Raw genomic sequence first — 18,891 nt, forward strand, 5'->3', positions numbered from 1 at the left:
AAATTTACTTCCAAACTATTATTTATTTTGCTTCTCAAATTCTTTAGGAGTCATACCGTATTGAGTCTGAAACAATTTAATAAAATAAGACGGCGAATTAATTCCCACCAGATAACAAATTTCATTAATTCGGTATTTACCCTCTTGTATCAATTCGGCTGCTTTTTGGAGACGTACAAATCGTATAAAGTCGGTGGGAGTAGAATCCATTGTACCCTTTATTTTCCGATGCAGACTCGATCGGCTCATATAGATTAAATCGGCTAGCCGCTCGACATTAAAGTTAGGATCGGTTATATTTTCATTGATTATATCAATAATCTTATTCAAAAAATGCTCGTCAGCTTTACTCATTCCTGTTTGCTGAATCGGTAAGAACGGTTTCCTTAAGAACAATTCTATCTCCCGTTTCCTGTTGTTCAACAACGAGGTCAACAAGGTTTGCAGGTAATGAAACGAGAACGGTTTTTCCACATACGCATCCGCACCCAGTTCAAGCCCTTGTATTTTGCTCGGAAGATCGTTTCGGGCAGTTAACAAAACAACAATTATATGGCTGTATTCTATTTCTGATTTTATAAAACGGCACAATTCAAACCCATCCATTTGGGGCATCATCACATCCGTTATCACAATATCAATACTTTTCTGGCTTAATATCTTCTGAGCCTCTACACCATTGGTTGCACGCTCTACAATAAATTTATCTCTCAATTTATCGGCAACAAAATTGAGCATCTCCATATTATCTTCTACAATAAGAATAGTTTTCGTGTTCTTTATTTCATGAAATTGTCTGCCATTATCATATTCAAGCGGAATAAGATTTACTTCGCTATCGGTTTCCTCCATCTCGAAATCTATATCGTGATAAAGCGGAATTTTAAGCGTAAATGTATTCAATCCCGATTGCGAACTATAGAACAAATATCCACTGTGAAGTTCTGCTAACGAACGAGCCAAAGACAAGCCTATACCCGAACCGGAAGTTTCCTTTCGAGCCGTTTTCACTTGAAAGAAAGGCTCAAATATCCGTTCTTTTAAATCATCGGGAACTATTGCTCCATCGTTGCTTACTTCGAGCGTAAAATATTTATCATCACTGCTAAAACGAATATCTATCGTTTTATCTGAATACTTAATAGCATTCGAAAACAGATTACTGAATATTTTTGATAAGCCTTCTTTATCGGCTATTACGATTGTATGCTCATCACTTAGTGAATGCAAATTGATAGTCCTTTTTAAAGACAAAGCTTGTTGTTCGAATCGAGATATAATGTCTTTACATAATAGAGTAATATCAACTTCCCTAAAAGTCAATAAGAATTTATTACTATCTACTTTTCTAAAATCGAGCAACTGATTTATTAAGGTTAGCAAGTGCTTAGTGTTTTGTTCTATAATACTAAGATTGTGCTTAATTTCTGTACTCTGAATATCCATTTCGAGAATAGATTCCAAAGGTCCGTTAATAAGAGTAACTGGGGTGCGTATTTCATGAGCAATATCGGTAAAGAAGTCAACCTTAGCCTCATACAACTCTTTTTCTTTCTCTATTTCAAATAATCTTTGTCGCTCGTTATTCCTCTTTTTATATTTTTTCATCGAGAATCTCAAAACTATATAAGACAGCAGAACAAACAAAAGCAGATAAATAAAGTAAGCAATATTTGAAGCCCACCAAGGAGGTAGAATTTCTATTTCGATAGATGCTCCCGTTTCATTCCATACACCATCATTATTCGAACCCTTAACCATGAAAGTGTACTTACCCGGAGGTAGTTTAGCATAAGTTGCACTTCGGTTTTTAGTGGTGTAACTCCAATCCTTGTCTATATCCTCCATCTTATAGGCATATACATTTGCATGAGGGGCCGTATAACTAAGGGAAACAAAATCGAAACTAATATTCGACTGATTGTAATCTAATACTATCTTGTCGGTATGCACTATACTTTTCACCAAAGGCGAATCTCCTGTGCCGGGCACAATCTCTTTATTAAAAACAGATAATCTAGTAATATAAACTGGAGGAACAAATTGATTTTCTTTAAACTCTTCAGGCTTAAAAGCGATCAATCCTTCCAAACTGCCAAAATAAAGTTTACCCGAACTACTTACAAGTCCCGATTTATAATTGAACTGATTTGATAAAAGCCCATCATTCTGAGTAAATACTTTTACCACTTTGGTTTCAGGATTAAATCTCACTAATCCTTGATTAGTACCAAACCACAAATTATAATATTTATCTTCCAATATTTTGTAAGCAATATCATCAGGGAGCCCGTCTTTGACCGAATAAGTTCTAAATTGTTTATCTTTCTTATTAAAGACACAAATGCCTCCCCTATCTGTTGAAAACCAAATCTGCCCCAAGTGATCTTCGGTTATACTACTTACCGAATTAGAACTCAAGTCGTTCTCTCCTCCGACTTCATAATGATTTAATATGCCCCGATCTTGGTCGTACTGATAAACACCATTTCCCATAGTGGCAACCCAAATATAACCTTCGGAATCTTCGAGCAAATCATATGTATAATTGAGTCCAAATATATCCATTCGTCTGAACTTCATTTCATTTTTCTCAGCCACAAATATCCCCCAAGCATTTCCCAGCCATATTTTTCCGTACCTGTCTTCGCACAAAGCGTAGATACTTTCTTCATTCAAGCCTAACTCTTTGTCCGAAAAATGGGTTACTTTATTTTGATTCTGAATATCTATAATATCGAGATTATGCTTAAAATACCCCACCCATACTTTAGCGTCCTGAACGAGTAAAGCCAACGTCTTTTTATAAAATAGATTATCTATATTTTTAAATTTTCGTTGTTGAGGATTGAACAAGGCAATACCAGCATCTTCTGTCCCAATCCAGATATTACCGCGTGAGTCTTCACGCATCTCGCGCACCCTTTTAGACACCAAAGAATTAGATTCGCTTAAAGGGAAATACTTTTCGAACTTGTTATTGCGGTTTGGTAAGTAATTGACTCCTCCGAAGTTTGTACCTATCCAGATACCACCTTCTTTGTCCTTGTAGATTTTTTCGACAATATTATCAGACAATGCATGCGAGTTAAGAGCTTCTTCTTTTGCATGCTCTACTGTTCGTGTTTTCTCATTGAGAACATATAGTCCCGATTGTGTACCTACCCAAATTTCATCATCATTTAAGATAGTAACATGTCTAATTATCTTATAATTCACCTCAGGAAAAGGCAAATCCATCACTATATTTTTACGTTTATCTAATTTAACTAACTTACCCTCATGAATACCCACAATCAGATAGTCTCCCGAGTGACAGATCGTATATATATTCTTACCAAGCAACGACTCGCCTCCCTCTTTGTCTCCCAAATACTCAATAAAAGAATCGTTCTCTTTATTATACAAGAAAAGTCCCGAGCCATTTGTACCAATCCACACACGACCACTCTTTTCAATAGCAATACATTGCGGATTACTAATACTGGGACGAAGTTCTTTTACTACCGTATATAAAAAAAGCTTATTAGATGCCCTGTTGTATTTAAATACACCTTGATTTGGGACCACAATCCAAATATTATTATCTAAGTCCTGTTGAATATCTGCTATCCATTGAGTTATACCTACGCCCTGCGCAGTCTTAACTTCAAACGAGCTGAACTTTTCGGTGATAGGATCAAAAATAAAGATTCCATTATCAGTTCCCACCCACATTTTTTTATCAACATCTTCGAACAGAGACGAGATATTATTGTTTCTTTTCTTAGTCTTTTGATCATTGCAATCAAAAACCTTCAAAGTTATCCCGTCATATCGGTTTAATTTATTTCTGGTACCAAACCACATAAAGCCATAGCTATCTTGAATGATAGATTTGACATTGTTGTGAGACAAGTTCATTTCTCCGTCAATGATCGAGAAATAATAATCAGAAGGAACGACCTTTGTAGGGAAATACAGTAAAAAAATCAGAATTATAAATATGCGATTCATATTGAAGCTATGGTATGAAATAGGATATAGCAAATATAACAAATGTTCCAGTTACAATTGTCGCAATAAATACAACATATGTCCCACAGTAGACTCAGAAAGCTAATTTTGCGACAGATATTACACTTTTTGGATAAATTAAGACCACCTCCTTATTGCTTTAAGGTATACATTTGCTTTTGCCGAAAAATCAATATTTAATAATATACATAAAAGAATTATAATACCTAAAGCTTCGATTTCTAATACCAAAATAAGAAAGCTTCCCGTATTTATCAAGATTCCAAAATTGTATTTACAACGACTTGCTAAGCATAGTGCTTTGAATAAGCATGTCTTATTATCTGGGAACGACTGTTAACTAATTCCATACTATAAAAAAACTTAAACATCTATTTTATGAATAAGAAAACAAGCATTTGTTTTAAACAAAAGATGGCACTACTATGTATGCTATTCTTTATGTCAGCACTCACAGCTTTTGCTCAGAATTTCACAGCAAATGGAGTTATAATTGATAGTTCCACAAAGGAGACTCTGCCTGGAGTTTCTATTACAGTAAGAGGAACCACAATAGGAACAATATCTGATCTGGATGGAAAATTCTCCTTATCAGTACCACAAAACGGAACCTTAGTATTCTCGTATCTGGGTTATAAAACCTTAGAAATAAGAGCAACTAATGGTGTAGGTAATATTAGCCTAGAGCCTTTATCGTTTGCCATTGACGACGTAATCGTAGTAGGTACACGAATGAAAAAAAGCGACCTCACAGGTGCTGTAGGTGGTATAACTAAGGAACAACTACAAGAAATACCTACAACAGATTTAACGACGGCTATGCAAGGTAAAGTTCCGGGACTTAATATCTCACGAACAAACGCTGCTCCGGGTAGTGATATATCAATGAAAATTCGTGGAACAAACTCCATATCATATGGCACTAACCCTGTATTTGTTATTGATGGTATTGTAGCAGAAGAAGGTCTTAGACTTATAAACCCTGATGAAATTGCATCGATCGAAGTATTGAAGGATGCCTCATCAACAGCCCTTTACGGATCTAAGGCTTCTAATGGTGTAGTAGTTATAACTACCAAAAGAGGTCAAAAAGGAGAAGGTAAAGTTTCTTACAGTGGCTTTGTAACCACAAGCAGATTCCAAAACAGATTAAAAACTCTGAATGCTTTCGAGACCATGAATGTCCGTAAAGATGCATATGCCAATGCATATATGGACGCTAATCCAAACGCAGATAGAAATGCATACATTAACGATTTCGTATTTGGTACAGATAAAGTATTCTCTCCTGAAGAACTTGAAAACGGTATGAACAACCGCACATCTGATTGGATTGACGAGCTTACCCGCACAGGTATAGAACAAAATCACTCTCTAAACTTCTCGGGAGGTTCCGAAAATTCTACCTATTTCTTAGGATTCTCTTACTCTAATAACGAGGGTATACTTCAAAACTCATCTTACGAGAGATTTAATGGTAGAATCAATTTCGAAACTCAGGTTAAACCGTGGTTGAAAGTAGGTACAAACACAAGTGTATCAAGAGGTACAAAAAATAGATTGGATGATAATGCTTATGAAACGGCTCTATTAGGAAACAGATTACAAACTATTGATACAGATAGACTTTATATGTACTATCAAGGAATTGCCCAAATGGGAATGTACAATCCAATCCTAACAAAATCTATAGACAGTAAGGAAATACATGATCGTGTACTGACTGCAAACTACATGGAGATAAACCCAATCAAAAATCTATATCTACGTACTACCCTTTCGGCAGATATATATAATAAACAAGACAGCAAATATACACCTAGTTATATCGGACAGTCGATCAGAGATACCAATAACGGAATAGGATGGCAATGGAGAGGTCAGACCAAATATTACCAATGGGATAACTCGGTAAGCTACGAAAAAACTTTTGCTAAGAAACATCGTGTATTTGGTTTACTAAGTTCTAGTATCTCTAAAAGCAGAAGTAATAACATCGAGATGACGGGATACAACTATCCAACTGATGCACTTAGCTACAAAAACATGGGAATGGCAGCAGATAAAGAAAGAAATAGTATGGGCTCCGATTACAAGACCAATACACTTGTATCTGTAATTGCACGTGCCAACTATTCTTACGAATATAAATATCTACTTACTGCTACCGTAAGACGCGATGGCAGCTCAAAATTTGCAAATGAAAATCAATGGGGAACATTTCCATCCGTATCGGCTGCATGGACTATATCAGAAGAATCGTTTATGGAGAATGCCGATTGGTTGAATTTATTGAAACTAAGAGTAGGTTATGGAGTATTAGGAAATCAGAACATACCTGAATACGGATTCTTAACTATATACTCTCCTAATTATAGTAATGGAGAAATAGGCTTTGTACCCGAAGATGGCAGATTTGGAAATAGTAACATCAAATGGGAAAAACAAAAACAATGGAACTTTGGTATAGATGCAACAGTTTGGAATGACAGAATCTCTATGTCTGCTGATATGTTCTTCATGAAAAACAGCGATCTGCTGATGAGAATGAGCATGTGGCCTTCATTTGGATACAGCTACCAAATTGCGAATATTGCAGAATTAGAAAACAAAGGTGTTGAATTCAGTTTCAATGCACTATTGGTTAAATCAAAAGATTTTAAATGGAATGTAAGCGGTAATATTGCTCATGACCAAAATAAAATAACCAAACTATACGGAGGTGTAGATGTACTTTGGAATGGTGGTAATACTATGTCTCGCGATGGAAACTTATTTGTAGGTAAACCACTAAATACTATTTATGGATTCCAAGTAGACCGATTGGCTCAAGAGTCGGATATGGCAATGGTAAACGGTTGGACATCTATTTACAACAACTTGGTAGTTAGACCAGGCGATTTACTTCCGGTAGATTTGGATGGTGATGGAAAAATCACAGCAGAAAACGACATGAAAGTGCTAGGAAACAGTAACCCTAAATTTTATGGCGGATTTTCAACCAATCTTAATTACAAACAACTTGTTTTAGATGCAGTATTTGTTTATTCGTATGGAGCCAAGAAAACAGACTGGGTATACGAGCGAACAATGGATGGTACAGCCACTATAGGACCAGCCCATGAAGAAATGCTGAAACGCTGGACTCCTGAAAACACCAATACAAGTATTCCTCGTGCGTATCGTGGTGACGGAACAAGTCGATTTGGCTACGGTAACACCAGTTACGGACTTATGGATGCTTCATTCTTACGTTGTGCAGCCTTGACGTTAACCTACAACTTCCCTAAAACATTAGTTGGTAAAGCTTTTGATCACCTCAGTGTCAATGCCTCCGGTAACAACCTGTTTATTGTAACTCCTTACAAAGGTTATGATCCTGAGTCGGGACAAGGATACCCATTGACCAGAAGTTTCACTTTTGGCTTAAATCTAACTTTCTAACTATACCTCTAATACATAAAATACAATAGCAATATGAAAATAAATAAGATACTATCCATATTTATGGTGGGCATAGCTTTATTCACCACCTCATGTTCTGATTTTCTAGATCAAGATCCGGAATCAAAGCTATCGGAGGACAAAATATTCTCTAATGTAAATACAACTAATGCATATGTATTAGGATTATATAACTCGTGGCGCAATGGTCATAAAGGACGTGTAGACACTTACCTCGGAACAGATGAAGCTGTGGTAGGAGGGTTTCAATACGACGATATAGACAGACGCGGGCTCGACACATATTCGGAAGGGATGAATAGTACTAACGGAAGAATCAGGGGCATCTGGACAAATCGTTACGAAGTAATTTCGCGTGCAGCTCCTGCTATCGCCAATCTAAAAAAACGCCAAGATTCAGGCAACGACGAATTAAACAGATTATTAGGAGAAGCTTGTTTTCTTCGTGCTCAAAACAATTGGGAACTAGCTATGCTGTTCGGTCCGATACCTCTTATCGATCATAATAACCTAGACTTTGGCGGATTTCGTCAACCACTCAATGTTGTTTTCGCAAATATAGAAGAAGACCTATTGATCGCAGAAAAATACTTGCCAGAACCGGGTGAGGTTGCAAATCCAGGGCGTGTAAGCAAAGCTTTAGCACAAGCCTTTTTAGGAAAACTATACTTGTATGCACCCGAAAGTTCAGGATATCGCGATTACGCAAAGGCTGCAGAGCATTTCAAAAAAGTAGTAGACAATCCCTATTTTGGAGGAACAGGAGCTACAAACTTCCCTATTATATTTGATGCTTACTCTGAAAGTTCAGCAGATTATAGAAAAGAAATGGTTTATGCATTTCAATACAATGTAGGTTCACCCAACAATTCTGCAACACAATGGGAACTAGGTTCTCGTGCTGTTGCAAATATGACTCCCGATTTAGGCGAAGCAATGGCTCCATGGAGCGGATTTGATGGTATGATGCCATCTAAATATTGCTATAAACCAACCTCCGAAGGTGGTGTTTGGGAAGAAGGAGATGTACGCAAAAACGAAAGTGTACGCTACGATTTCAGATGGAGCAAGTACACTCCTAACTTGAACGGATATGCTTGGGGTGACGAACTTGAGCCTCACATCAAGAAATATGAAGACCCTCGTACCGTAGACAAAGGTTTAAGCACATACCACAGTGGTAAGAGTATACCCTTCATTCGCTTTGCAGATGTGGTACTTTGCTATGCAGAATGTCTTTATATGACAGGCAAACAAGCGGAAGGAATCAACTTGATCAACAATGTCGTTCGTAAACGTGCATTCGGAGGAACTCTACCTGCTGACAAAGCATGGTCTACAGGAATGGGTAAAGAAGAATTCATCACTAAACTAATGGACGAACGTATGCGTGAACTGTGTTTTGAAGGATGGCGTAAGTTTGACTTACTTAGAACCGGTCTTGTAAAACAATATGCCGAAAAGAGAAACAGATGGCTTGTTGGAGGCACTTTCACTAACAGCTTTGGCGATACCAAAGAGTTAGGCGCACCCAAAACAATACAAGAATATAAGCTTCTTTGGCCTATTCCATTGGATGAGTTAAGACAAAATCCAGACTTGACAGAAAGTGATCAAAACCCCGGATATACCACAAACTAAAACAAATAAGACATGAAGGCTAATCATATAAAGAAAAGTCTGATATTATTTATTTGCACGAGTTGCCTATGCCTTTCGGCATGGGCTTCTCCTGCCTCCGAAAATAAAGATATCAGTTATGGAAAGTGGAAAATTGCCTACAAAGGTGATACCCGAAAAGTAAATTTTGTTCGTGACGGAAACAACGTGCTTACAGATGTATATGTAAAAGCCAAAGCTGGAAATGATACTATTAATAGTTTCGAATACTCTGATGTCACATTATCAAAAGAAACGGTTTCAGATGTTTTCGGATCTGGCGAAAAATATACCCTAAGTTACTCAGGTCTTGCAGGGAAACCATCATTGCTTCAGATATTTTATTTTTACAGTGGTCGTGATTACGTTCTAACCGAAGCACAAATTATTTCTGATACCGAAACATCTAGTAATTATATAGCTCCTGTATATACAACAGCAGAGAATACTTTTTTACCTGCTGACAACAGTAACAGAGCACTACGTGTGCCCTTCGATAATGATGGCTTTGTACATTATTTGTCGTCTCCTTTAACTCTATCAGATGTATCTTTCGAAGTAACATCGATATTCAATGGAAGAAACCGCAAAGGGTTAGTAATAGGATCAGTAGAACATGATACTTGGAAAACAGGTATAAAATATACAGGAAAGGACAACAAGTCTATAACTAAACTCGAATGTTATGGAGGTATTACTCATGAATTAACAAGAGATATAAGTTCCGATGTAAACAAACCTTCGAAAGAACACGGTAGTATAAAAGGAAAAGACCTTAAGTCGCCTAAAATACTTATTGGATTGTTTGACGACTGGCGTAGAGGTATGGAACAATTTGGAGAAGCAAATGCTTTGATAGCACCTCCCCGCAAATGGGATGGAGGAACACCTTTTGGTTGGAATAGTTGGGCAGGAATGGTTCAATATGTAAATCCAGAGGGAGTAAATGATGTTTCGGACTTCATCAAAACTCAGTTACAACCAAACAATTTTGAGAATGACAATACAGTCTATATAGGATTAGACTCGTGGTGGAACGAAAATTTCACAGAAAACGAGCTCCGTCTTTTTGTAGAACACTGCAAAGCTAACGGACAAAAAGCAGGAATATACTGGGGGCCTTTCTCTGAATGGGGAGGAAACGGAGAGCGTTATGTAGAAGGAACAAGTGGAGAATATCAATACAAAGACATATATCTGTATGCAGATGGTCGTCCTCGTAAAATCGAATCATGGGCTTTAGACCCAACCCATCCGGGAACAAAGATGCTGATTGATTTTTATGTAAAGAAGTTTAAGTCTTTTGGTTTCACTTACATCAAACTCGATTTCATAAACAGTGGTATCCTCGAAGCCGATTCGTTTTACAACCCCAAAGTAACAACGGGAGTACAGGCTTACAATGAAGGTATGAAATATCTTTCCGATGCATGCGGCGACGATATGTTTCTAGCCCTGTCTATTGCGCCTACTTTCCCTGCACAATACGGAACATCTAAACGTATAAGTTGCGATACATGGGGGGCGATGACCGAAGGTGAATACGGAACGACGGGCTATATGCTTAATAGCCTTTCTTTCGGTTGGTGGCTCGATAGAGTATATCCTTTCAATGATGCCGATCACATTCTGCTTTATAATCCCGATGAAGCTAATGACTACAAAGATGGTTCTAACAGAGCCCGTGTAACCTCGGCAGTTATTACCGGCATATATATGTTAGGAGATAATCTTAGCCTGAAAGGTAGCCATCAAGGCAATTATAATGCTAGAGTAAAAAATAAAGCCTTTGTTACCAATAAAGACATAAACGATATAGCTCGTATGGGCAAATCGTTTTATCCAGTAGAAGGATATACAGCTGCTGCCCCAAGTAAGGCTGAAACTTTATATATGCTAGAAACAGATGCTTATCTCTATTTTGTAGCCTTCAATTTTGATGCTTCTCAGATAAAAAAGGGAGACATCGAATTATCAAGACTAGGAATATCATCTGATGGAATAAATGAAATAAAAGAGCTATGGTCGGGTACCGTTTCTCAAGCAAATGGAGAGAAATTAGCTTATACTGTAGCACCTCAGGATGTTTCTGTTTATCGTATCAAGAAAGGAAGTGGAAATCCTAGCGGAATAGAGCAAAACAAGGTAAAAAAATCGTTGACCAGCTATGTAGAAAACAACTCGAAGTTATACCTCAAGAGTGAGAAAGCCATGAAAAACATACAGATATTATCTGTTGACGGCAGAATTATAACCAAGAGAAGTGTTGACAACGAAACCGATTATCAGTTTGCCGTTAACTCCTTTCCAACCGGTGTATATATCGTTTTGGTTGAAACCATAGATGGCGAGAAACTTCAAGATAGGTTTATCAAATAAAACCTCCGACTATTTATTGCTTTTCTGTAACTTGTAGGTCAAATAATAATTTGCCTTATAGATAGATACCGTAGAGGGTGGATACTATTCACCCCCTATAAATCATTAACTATTTTATAATACTTATTATGAAGATTTCATTAATAACTGCTTTTTTACTCTTCTTAGTATCGGCTAATGTGTTTAGCCAGAAAAAGGAAATCATAGAGGTATCAACTAACGATCAGTCTATGGTTTTCAGTGCAACAGCCAACGATAAGGTTATCTTTATGTATTGGGGCGAAAAGATAAATGACGCTTCATCATTCCTCAATAAGAGATTCAAAGGACAACCCGATACGGATCAAGATTTTGCTCCACAATTGTATCCTGCTTACGGGGGACGCTACTATCTGAATCCTGCACTAAAGCTGACACATACCGATGGAGTTTTAACCACCGAACTGGTATATACAGGCTCTAAGAAAAAAGTTTTAGATGCAAACAGAACAGAAACTGTTATCAGTCTTAAAGATAAGTTATATCCCATCTTTGTAGATATTCATTTTGTTACCTATGCCAAAGAAAATATCATAAGCCAATCGGTAACTATATCTCACAAAGAAAAAGGCAATATAAAAGTAGAAAATATAGCATCTTCATATATTCCACTTCATGCAGAATCGTATTACCTGACGCATTTTCACGGAACTTGGGCAGCAGAAATGCAAATGGAAGAAGAAAGACTTACACATGGTGTAAAAGTAATAGAATCGAAAAAAGGAGTAAGAGCTACTCAAGCCGAAAATCCATCTTTCCTTCTATCTGTAAATGGTCCTTCTTATGAAGATTTCGGTGAGGTGTATGCTGGATCATTAGCATGGTCGGGCAATTATAAACTGTCTTTCGAATTAGATGAAACAGGAACTCTTAATATTATTAGCGGATTGAATCCTTTTGCTGCAACTCATACTCTAAAACCTCAAGAAGAATTCAAAACACCCGAAATGATATTAGCATATAGTGCCAATGGTAAAGGTCAAATTTCAAGAAACTATCACGATTGGTCTCGTAAATATGCACTTGCACACGGCGATATTGCACGTCCAATTATATTGAATAGTTGGGAGGGTGCCTATTTCAATTTCGACGAAGCAACAATTACCAACATGATTGATGACGCTGCAAAATTCGGTGTAGAAATGTTTGTTCTGGATGATGGATGGTTTGGCAATAAATATCCTCGTAATGGCGACAATGCAGGACTTGGAGACTGGCAAGTAAACAAAACCAAATTACCTAGGGGTATCAATTATTTGGCAGACTATGCAGTAAGCAAAGGTGTAAAATTCGGTATATGGATAGAACCTGAAATGGTAAATCCTGATAGTGAATTGGCACACAAGCATCCCGAATGGATTGTAAAAAGCGGCAAACGCGATATTCTGCCTATGCGTAACCAATGGTTATTGGATTTAAGTAACCCTAAAGTACAAGATTTTGTATATAATACATTTGACGAAGTAGTCTCTATGTCTCCAAACATTAGCTATATTAAATGGGATGCTAACAGACATGTGGATAATGTAGGTTCGGAATACTTATCGAAAGACGAACAAACTCATTTCTGGTACGAATACGTAAAAGGATTATACAATGTATATGAAAGAATCAGAGCTAAATATCCAAATATCGAAATACAATTGTGCTCTTCGGGTGGAGGTCGTGTTGAGTTTGGTGCTTTAAAATACCATGACGAATTTTGGGCTAGCGACAATACAAATGCGCTGGATCGTATCTATATTCAGTACGGAACAAACCTGTTCTTCCCATCTATAGCTACTGCTTCTCATGTATCTACAAGTCCTAACCATCAAACGGGTATGATGATTCCTCTGAAATTCCGTTTCGATGTTGCTATGTCAGGACGTTTAGGTATGGAACTTCAACCGAAAGATATTACAGGTGACGAATATGAGTTTGCTAAAAAAGCAATTGAAAGCTACAAACAAGTAAGACCCATTATCCACTTCGGAGATTTGTATCGTTTGATTTCTCCTTACGATGGCAATTCGTGGGCATCTCATATGTATGTATCTAAAGACAAAAAACAATCAGTATTCTTTGCATATAGTCTCAAATATCATGGACGTACTACATTCTTCGAAACTAAATTAAATGGTTTAGATCCGAATAAGAATTATAAGATTACCGAATTGAATATGACTTCCGATCACTCGTCATTCTCTGGAAATGGAGAGGTTTTCAGTGGTGATTATCTGATGAAAGCCGGAATCATTTTAAATATAGGTAATCCGTTTGATAGTACAGTATTGCTGATAAGTGAGCAATAAGATCAACCTTATTACTGCTTTGCCAAGTATGTCAAAATATCTTAGCTCACTGAAAAAAAAGGATGATACCCTATATCAAAAACAGATAACATGAAAAACAATCTAGTAAAACTTTGTATTATTATATTGGTTGCATTATGGTCGGGGCAGTTACAAGCTGCCCCCATCATAACAGAACTGAACTCCAACTGGCGATTCAAACAGCATCGCCTCAACAATTGGTATCCTGCCACAGTTCCAGGAACAGTGCATACCGACCTTATAGCAAATGAGATTATCGAAGATCCTTTTTTCAGGCTCAACGAAAGAAGTGTACAATGGGTAGACAAAGAAGACTGGATGTACGAAACTCATTTCGATATGAGTGACGAAATGTTCAACAAAAAAAACATACGTCTCTATTTCAAAGGACTCGACACTTATGTGCATGTTTATCTGAATGGAGAAAGAATACTTGAAGGCGACAACATGTTCCGTGAATGGAAAATAGATATAAAGGATAAGGTTAAAGCAAAGGACAACAAATTAGAAGTGTTCTTTCTTTCGCCCATCAAAGTAGATATTCCTAAATGGGATGCCCTACCCTATCATTATCCAACGGGGCCCGACCAATCTCAGCAAGGAGGTATATTTGACAAAACTGTGAGTATCTTTGCCCGTAAAGCCGGTTATCATTACGGTTGGGATTGGGGGCCTCGTTTAGTTACTTCGGGAATATGGCGACCTGTTTTTATTGAAGCATGGAACGATTTACGTATCGAAGATGTTTTCTTCCAACAAAAAGAAGTAAATAAGCAAAAAGCCGTCATAGCTGTAAATACTGAGATATTAGCCGATAGTGACATAAAGAATGCCAAAGTTACGGTAACCGATAAAACAAGCGGAACAGTTTACGGAACAACAACTGCCGACCTCACAAAAGGAAGCAACAATGTAACAGCAAATTTCACCATCAATAATCCTAAACTTTGGTGGAGTAATGGATTGGGTGAAGCTCATCTGTATGAATTTCAAACTGATGTTACAGTTGATGCTAAAACAATAGACACCAAAGACACCAAAACAGGAATACGCTCAATTAAGGTTATAAACAAGCCCGATAAAGACGGCTCTACTCTTTATTTCGAACTGAATGGAGTACCTGTATTTGCCAAAGGAGCAAACTACATTCCTTCAGATAATTTCCTTCCTCGAGTTACCAAAGAGATATACGAAAAAACGATACTAGATGCTGTAGATGCCAACATGAATATGTTACGTGTTTGGGGTGGAGGTACATATGAGAACGATATTTTCTATGATCTATGCGATAAATATGGAATCATGGTTTGGCAAGATTTTATGTTTGCATGTAGTATGTATCCTTCCGAAGGTGCATTGTTAGAAAATATAAAACACGAAGCAATCGACAATATCAAACGCCTTCGTAATCATCCCTCTATTTCAATCTGGTGCGGCAATAACGAAGCCTATGACGGGTGGTTCGGATGGGGACGTAAAGAGGAGTTCACAAAACAAAACCCTGAATATGCTCGTGTAATGTGGAAGCAATATGCCGATTTGTTTCATAAGCTATTGCCCGAAATGATAGAGCAATACGATCCTGAAGCATTTTATTGGCCATCGTCTCCTTACGGACTTCCTGGCCAAGGTTGTGACGACAAAAACGGCGACCGCCACTATTGGGATGTATGGCACGGACGTAAACCCATTGCTGAATATAATGTGGAGAGAAGCCGCTTTTTTAGTGAATATGGTTTTCAATCATTCCCTGAATTCGAATCAGTGAAAAAATATGCTCCTCATCCTAAAGACTGGGCAATTACGTCTGAGGTTATGATGGAACACCAACGTGCAGGAGCTTATGCAAATAATCTAATCGAAGAGTACTTATTGAATGAATACCAGAAACCTAAAGATTTTGAATCGTTCCTTTATATGAATCAGGTTTTACAAGGGGATGCTATCAAAATTGCGATGGAAGCACACCGCCGTGATATGCCTTATTGTATGGGAACTTTATTCTGGCAACATAACGATTGCTGGCCTGTAGCATCATGGTCGAGTCGTGACTATTATGGTCGTTGGAAAGCTCAGCATTATTTTGCTCGTGAGGCCTATAAAGATGTACTGGTTTCTCCTATCTCGAAAGATAATAAACTGGATATTTATATTATTTCCGACAGATTAGAAGATTCGAAAGGTACACTTTTAGTAAAAGTCATCAAACTGGATGGAACTGTAGTAGATGAAAAGAAAATCTCTGTAAAAATAGCAGCCAACACCAGTAAAAATACATTTACAACCCAAATTGATAAACTTCTGAAAGGAACACCCAAAAGCGATGTTGTAGTACATACTCAACTGACCGATAATGCAGGTAAAGTATATACTAACAATTACTTTTTGTTACAACAAAAGAATATTAACTTCCCTAAAACAACAATCACTAAAAACATAAAAGAAATTGTTGACGGATATGAAGTAACACTTCAATCGGACAAATTTGCACGTGCCGTTTTTATGTCAATTGAGGGAATAGATAACTTCTTCGAAAATAATTACTTTGACCTGTTGCCTAACCAATCAGCAGCTATAAAGGTGAAATCTTCGCTTTCTCAGAAAGACTTTGAAGACCAACTGAAAGTGGTTTCATTAAGTGATGGTTATTAATTAAAGACAAATATGAAATATTTATTAATACTGGCTACGATGTTAATGGTTCCGTTAGGAATCTTAAATAGCCAAGATCGTCCTAATTCAAAGTTAACATCGTATGTCAATCCTTTTATTGGGACAGGAGCTGTAGCAGCAAGCCTCTCGGGAAATAATTACCCGGGGGCTACAGTTCCTTTCGGTATGATTCAGCTAAGCCCCGATACCCGAAATGCGCCCGATTGGGCACAAGCATCAGGATACGATTACAATGATAAAAGTATCTTCGGGTTCAGCCACACACATTTAAGCGGAACGGGTGTTGCCGAATTTTTCGATGTCCTGCTTATGCCCGTAACAGGAGATATTGCCATAAACAAAGATGCAACCACCGATTCGATGGAGGGATGGCAATCGACTTTTTCACACGATAACGAGAAAGCTCATCCCGGATATTATCAGGTGAATTTATCCCGTTACAATATCAATGCTGAATTGACGGCAACTACTCATGCAGGTTTTCACCGTTATACTTTTCCGAAAGATCAGCAGTCGAGAGTAATTTTAGATTTAAACCATTCACTCAATAAAAACAGTTGGTCTACACGTATTATTAATTCTCAAATCAAGATAGTCGATCCATATACAATAGAGGGATACCGACTTATAACAGGTTGGGCAAAACTAAGAAAAGTATATTTTTACGCCAGATTTTCGAAGCCTATCGTAGCTAATAAAATGGTGGATGGAAATACTACTTATCCAAATAATGGGGTACTGAATGGTAGTGACGTCAGAGCTATTTTTGATTTCGAGAATAAAGACAATAACCCGTTACTTATTAAAGTGGGATTATCTTCAGTTAGTTCTCTAAATGCAAAGCTGAATCTCGATACCGAAATTTCAGACTGGAATTTTGATAAAATAGTAACCGATGCTGATAATACTTGGGAAAAGGAATTAAGCAAAATAAAAATAGAGGGAACCGATTTACAGAAGGAAATATTCTATACTTCATTGTATCATGTTTCCGTACAGCCTAACACGATGTCGGATGTAAACGGTGAATATACCGATATTGATTACACAAAACGAACCCTTTCAGAAAAAGACGGAAGGCAATATTCTACATTCTCCTTATGGGACACCTATCGTGCTGCACATCCTTTATACACATTGCTTCAACCCGAAAGAACCTCCGATTTTGTCAATAGCATGTTGAGGCAATACGATTCGTACGGCTACCTGCCTATCTGGCAATTATGGGGGCAAGAAAACTATTGTATGATTGGTAACCATTCTATTCCTGTTATTGTAGATGCTGCATTAAAGGGACTAAAAGGTTTTGATGTTGAAAGAGCTTACGAGGCTATTAAAACCTCATCTATGACTCCTCACCTGAACTCACCGTTCGATATTTGGGAAAAGTATGGTTATATGCCTGAGAATTTACAAACTCAATCGGTGTCTATTACTTTGGAAATTGCTTATGACGATTGGTGTGTAGCTCAATTAGCAAAGAAACTAGGCAAAGAGGATGATTATAAACACTTCACCAAACGATCGCTATTTTATAAGAACCTCTACAATAGCCAATCGGGATTTTTTCAGTCAAAAAACGATAAAGGTGATTGGATAGAACCTTTCGATCCCTTTAAGTATGGAGCAAACGGAGGTTATCCATTTACGGAAGGTAACGCATGGCAATATTTCTGGTATGTTCCGCACGATGTAAATACCCTCGTGAAAATGGTAGGAGGAAATGAGGCTTTCACCAAAAAGCTGGATGATTTCTTTACTTTGGAACATCAAAGCGGAGAGTTGAACGACAATGCTTCGGGATTTATTGGGCAATATGCACATGGTAATGAGCCAAGTCATCACGTAGCTTATTTATACAATTATGCATGTCAGCCTTGGAAGACTCAATACTATGTATCGAAAATTCTCACCGAATTATACAATAATACTTCGGCAGGATATGCCGGAAATGATGACTGTGGCGAAATGTCGGCATGGTATGTTTTAAGTGCAATCGGTTTTTATCCAGTAAATCCTGCGAACGGAATTTTTGTTATCGGAACTCCACATGTCGAAAGTGCCCATATTGAATTGGCATCGGGAAAAGTATTTAAGATACTGGCTAAAAAACAATCTTCAAAAGATATTTATATACAATCGGTTTTATTAAACGGAAAGAAATACGACCAGACGTACATTACATACAATGATATTGTGAATGGCGGAACTCTGGAATTCAAGATGGGAAGTAAACCTTCTAAGTGGGGAAGCAAACCTCAGAATATACCTCCCGATGGAATCTAAGTAGGGGGGAACCGATGTGTTCACCCATAGAGGACAGACACATAGGTCTGCCCTACAA

General features: G+C 37.5%; 7 protein-coding genes. 6 read left to right on the top strand and 1 reads right to left on the bottom strand.

The window, feature by feature from the left end; translation table 11 throughout:
- Nucleotides 1–18 precede the first annotated feature (18 nt).
- Complete coding sequence (locus HGC4_RS07730) at nt 19–3,996, bottom strand: hybrid sensor histidine kinase/response regulator transcription factor (RefSeq protein WP_050709551.1); 3,978 nt, start codon at nt 3,994–3,996, stop codon at nt 19–21.
- Nucleotides 3,997–4,395: 399 nt separating this feature from the next.
- On the opposite strand from HGC4_RS07730, the gene HGC4_RS07735 reads away from it, so the two are divergent.
- The 6 genes from HGC4_RS07735 to HGC4_RS07760 all read left to right on the top strand — a co-directional run bounded on the left by HGC4_RS07735 (nt 4,396) and on the right by HGC4_RS07760 (nt 18,833).
- A complete protein-coding gene (locus HGC4_RS07735; RefSeq protein WP_082204113.1) occupies nt 4,396–7,461 on the top strand; it encodes a SusC/RagA family TonB-linked outer membrane protein in 3,066 nt (1,021 codons plus the stop codon).
- Between the two features lie 33 nt (nt 7,462–7,494).
- The gene (locus HGC4_RS07740; RefSeq protein WP_082204114.1) at nt 7,495–9,123 is read left to right on the top strand and encodes a RagB/SusD family nutrient uptake outer membrane protein; all 1,629 of its coding nucleotides are present in this window, start codon (nt 7,495–7,497) and stop codon (nt 9,121–9,123) included.
- 12 nt (nt 9,124–9,135) lie between these two features.
- A complete protein-coding gene (locus HGC4_RS07745) occupies nt 9,136–11,520 on the top strand; it encodes a hypothetical protein (protein ID WP_082204115.1) in 2,385 nt (794 codons plus the stop codon).
- A gap of 128 nt (nt 11,521–11,648) precedes the next feature.
- Nucleotides 11,649–13,853 carry an alpha-galactosidase gene (locus HGC4_RS07750; protein ID WP_050709554.1) on the top strand — a complete coding sequence of 735 codons (2,205 nt, stop codon included), beginning with the start codon at nt 11,649–11,651 and terminating at the stop codon, nt 13,851–13,853.
- A 90-nt stretch (nt 13,854–13,943) separates the two neighbouring features.
- Nucleotides 13,944–16,526 carry a beta-mannosidase gene (locus HGC4_RS07755; RefSeq protein WP_050709555.1) on the top strand — a complete coding sequence of 861 codons (2,583 nt, stop codon included), beginning with the start codon at nt 13,944–13,946 and terminating at the stop codon, nt 16,524–16,526.
- Between the two features lie 12 nt (nt 16,527–16,538).
- Complete coding sequence (locus tag HGC4_RS07760; protein WP_050709556.1) at nt 16,539–18,833, top strand: GH92 family glycosyl hydrolase; 2,295 nt, start codon at nt 16,539–16,541, stop codon at nt 18,831–18,833.
- Nucleotides 18,834–18,891: the final 58 nt, after the last annotated feature.

Origin of the sequence: Dysgonomonas sp. HGC4 (assembly GCF_001261715.1) — a bacterium.
GTDB lineage: Bacteria > Bacteroidota > Bacteroidia > Bacteroidales > Dysgonomonadaceae > Dysgonomonas_A.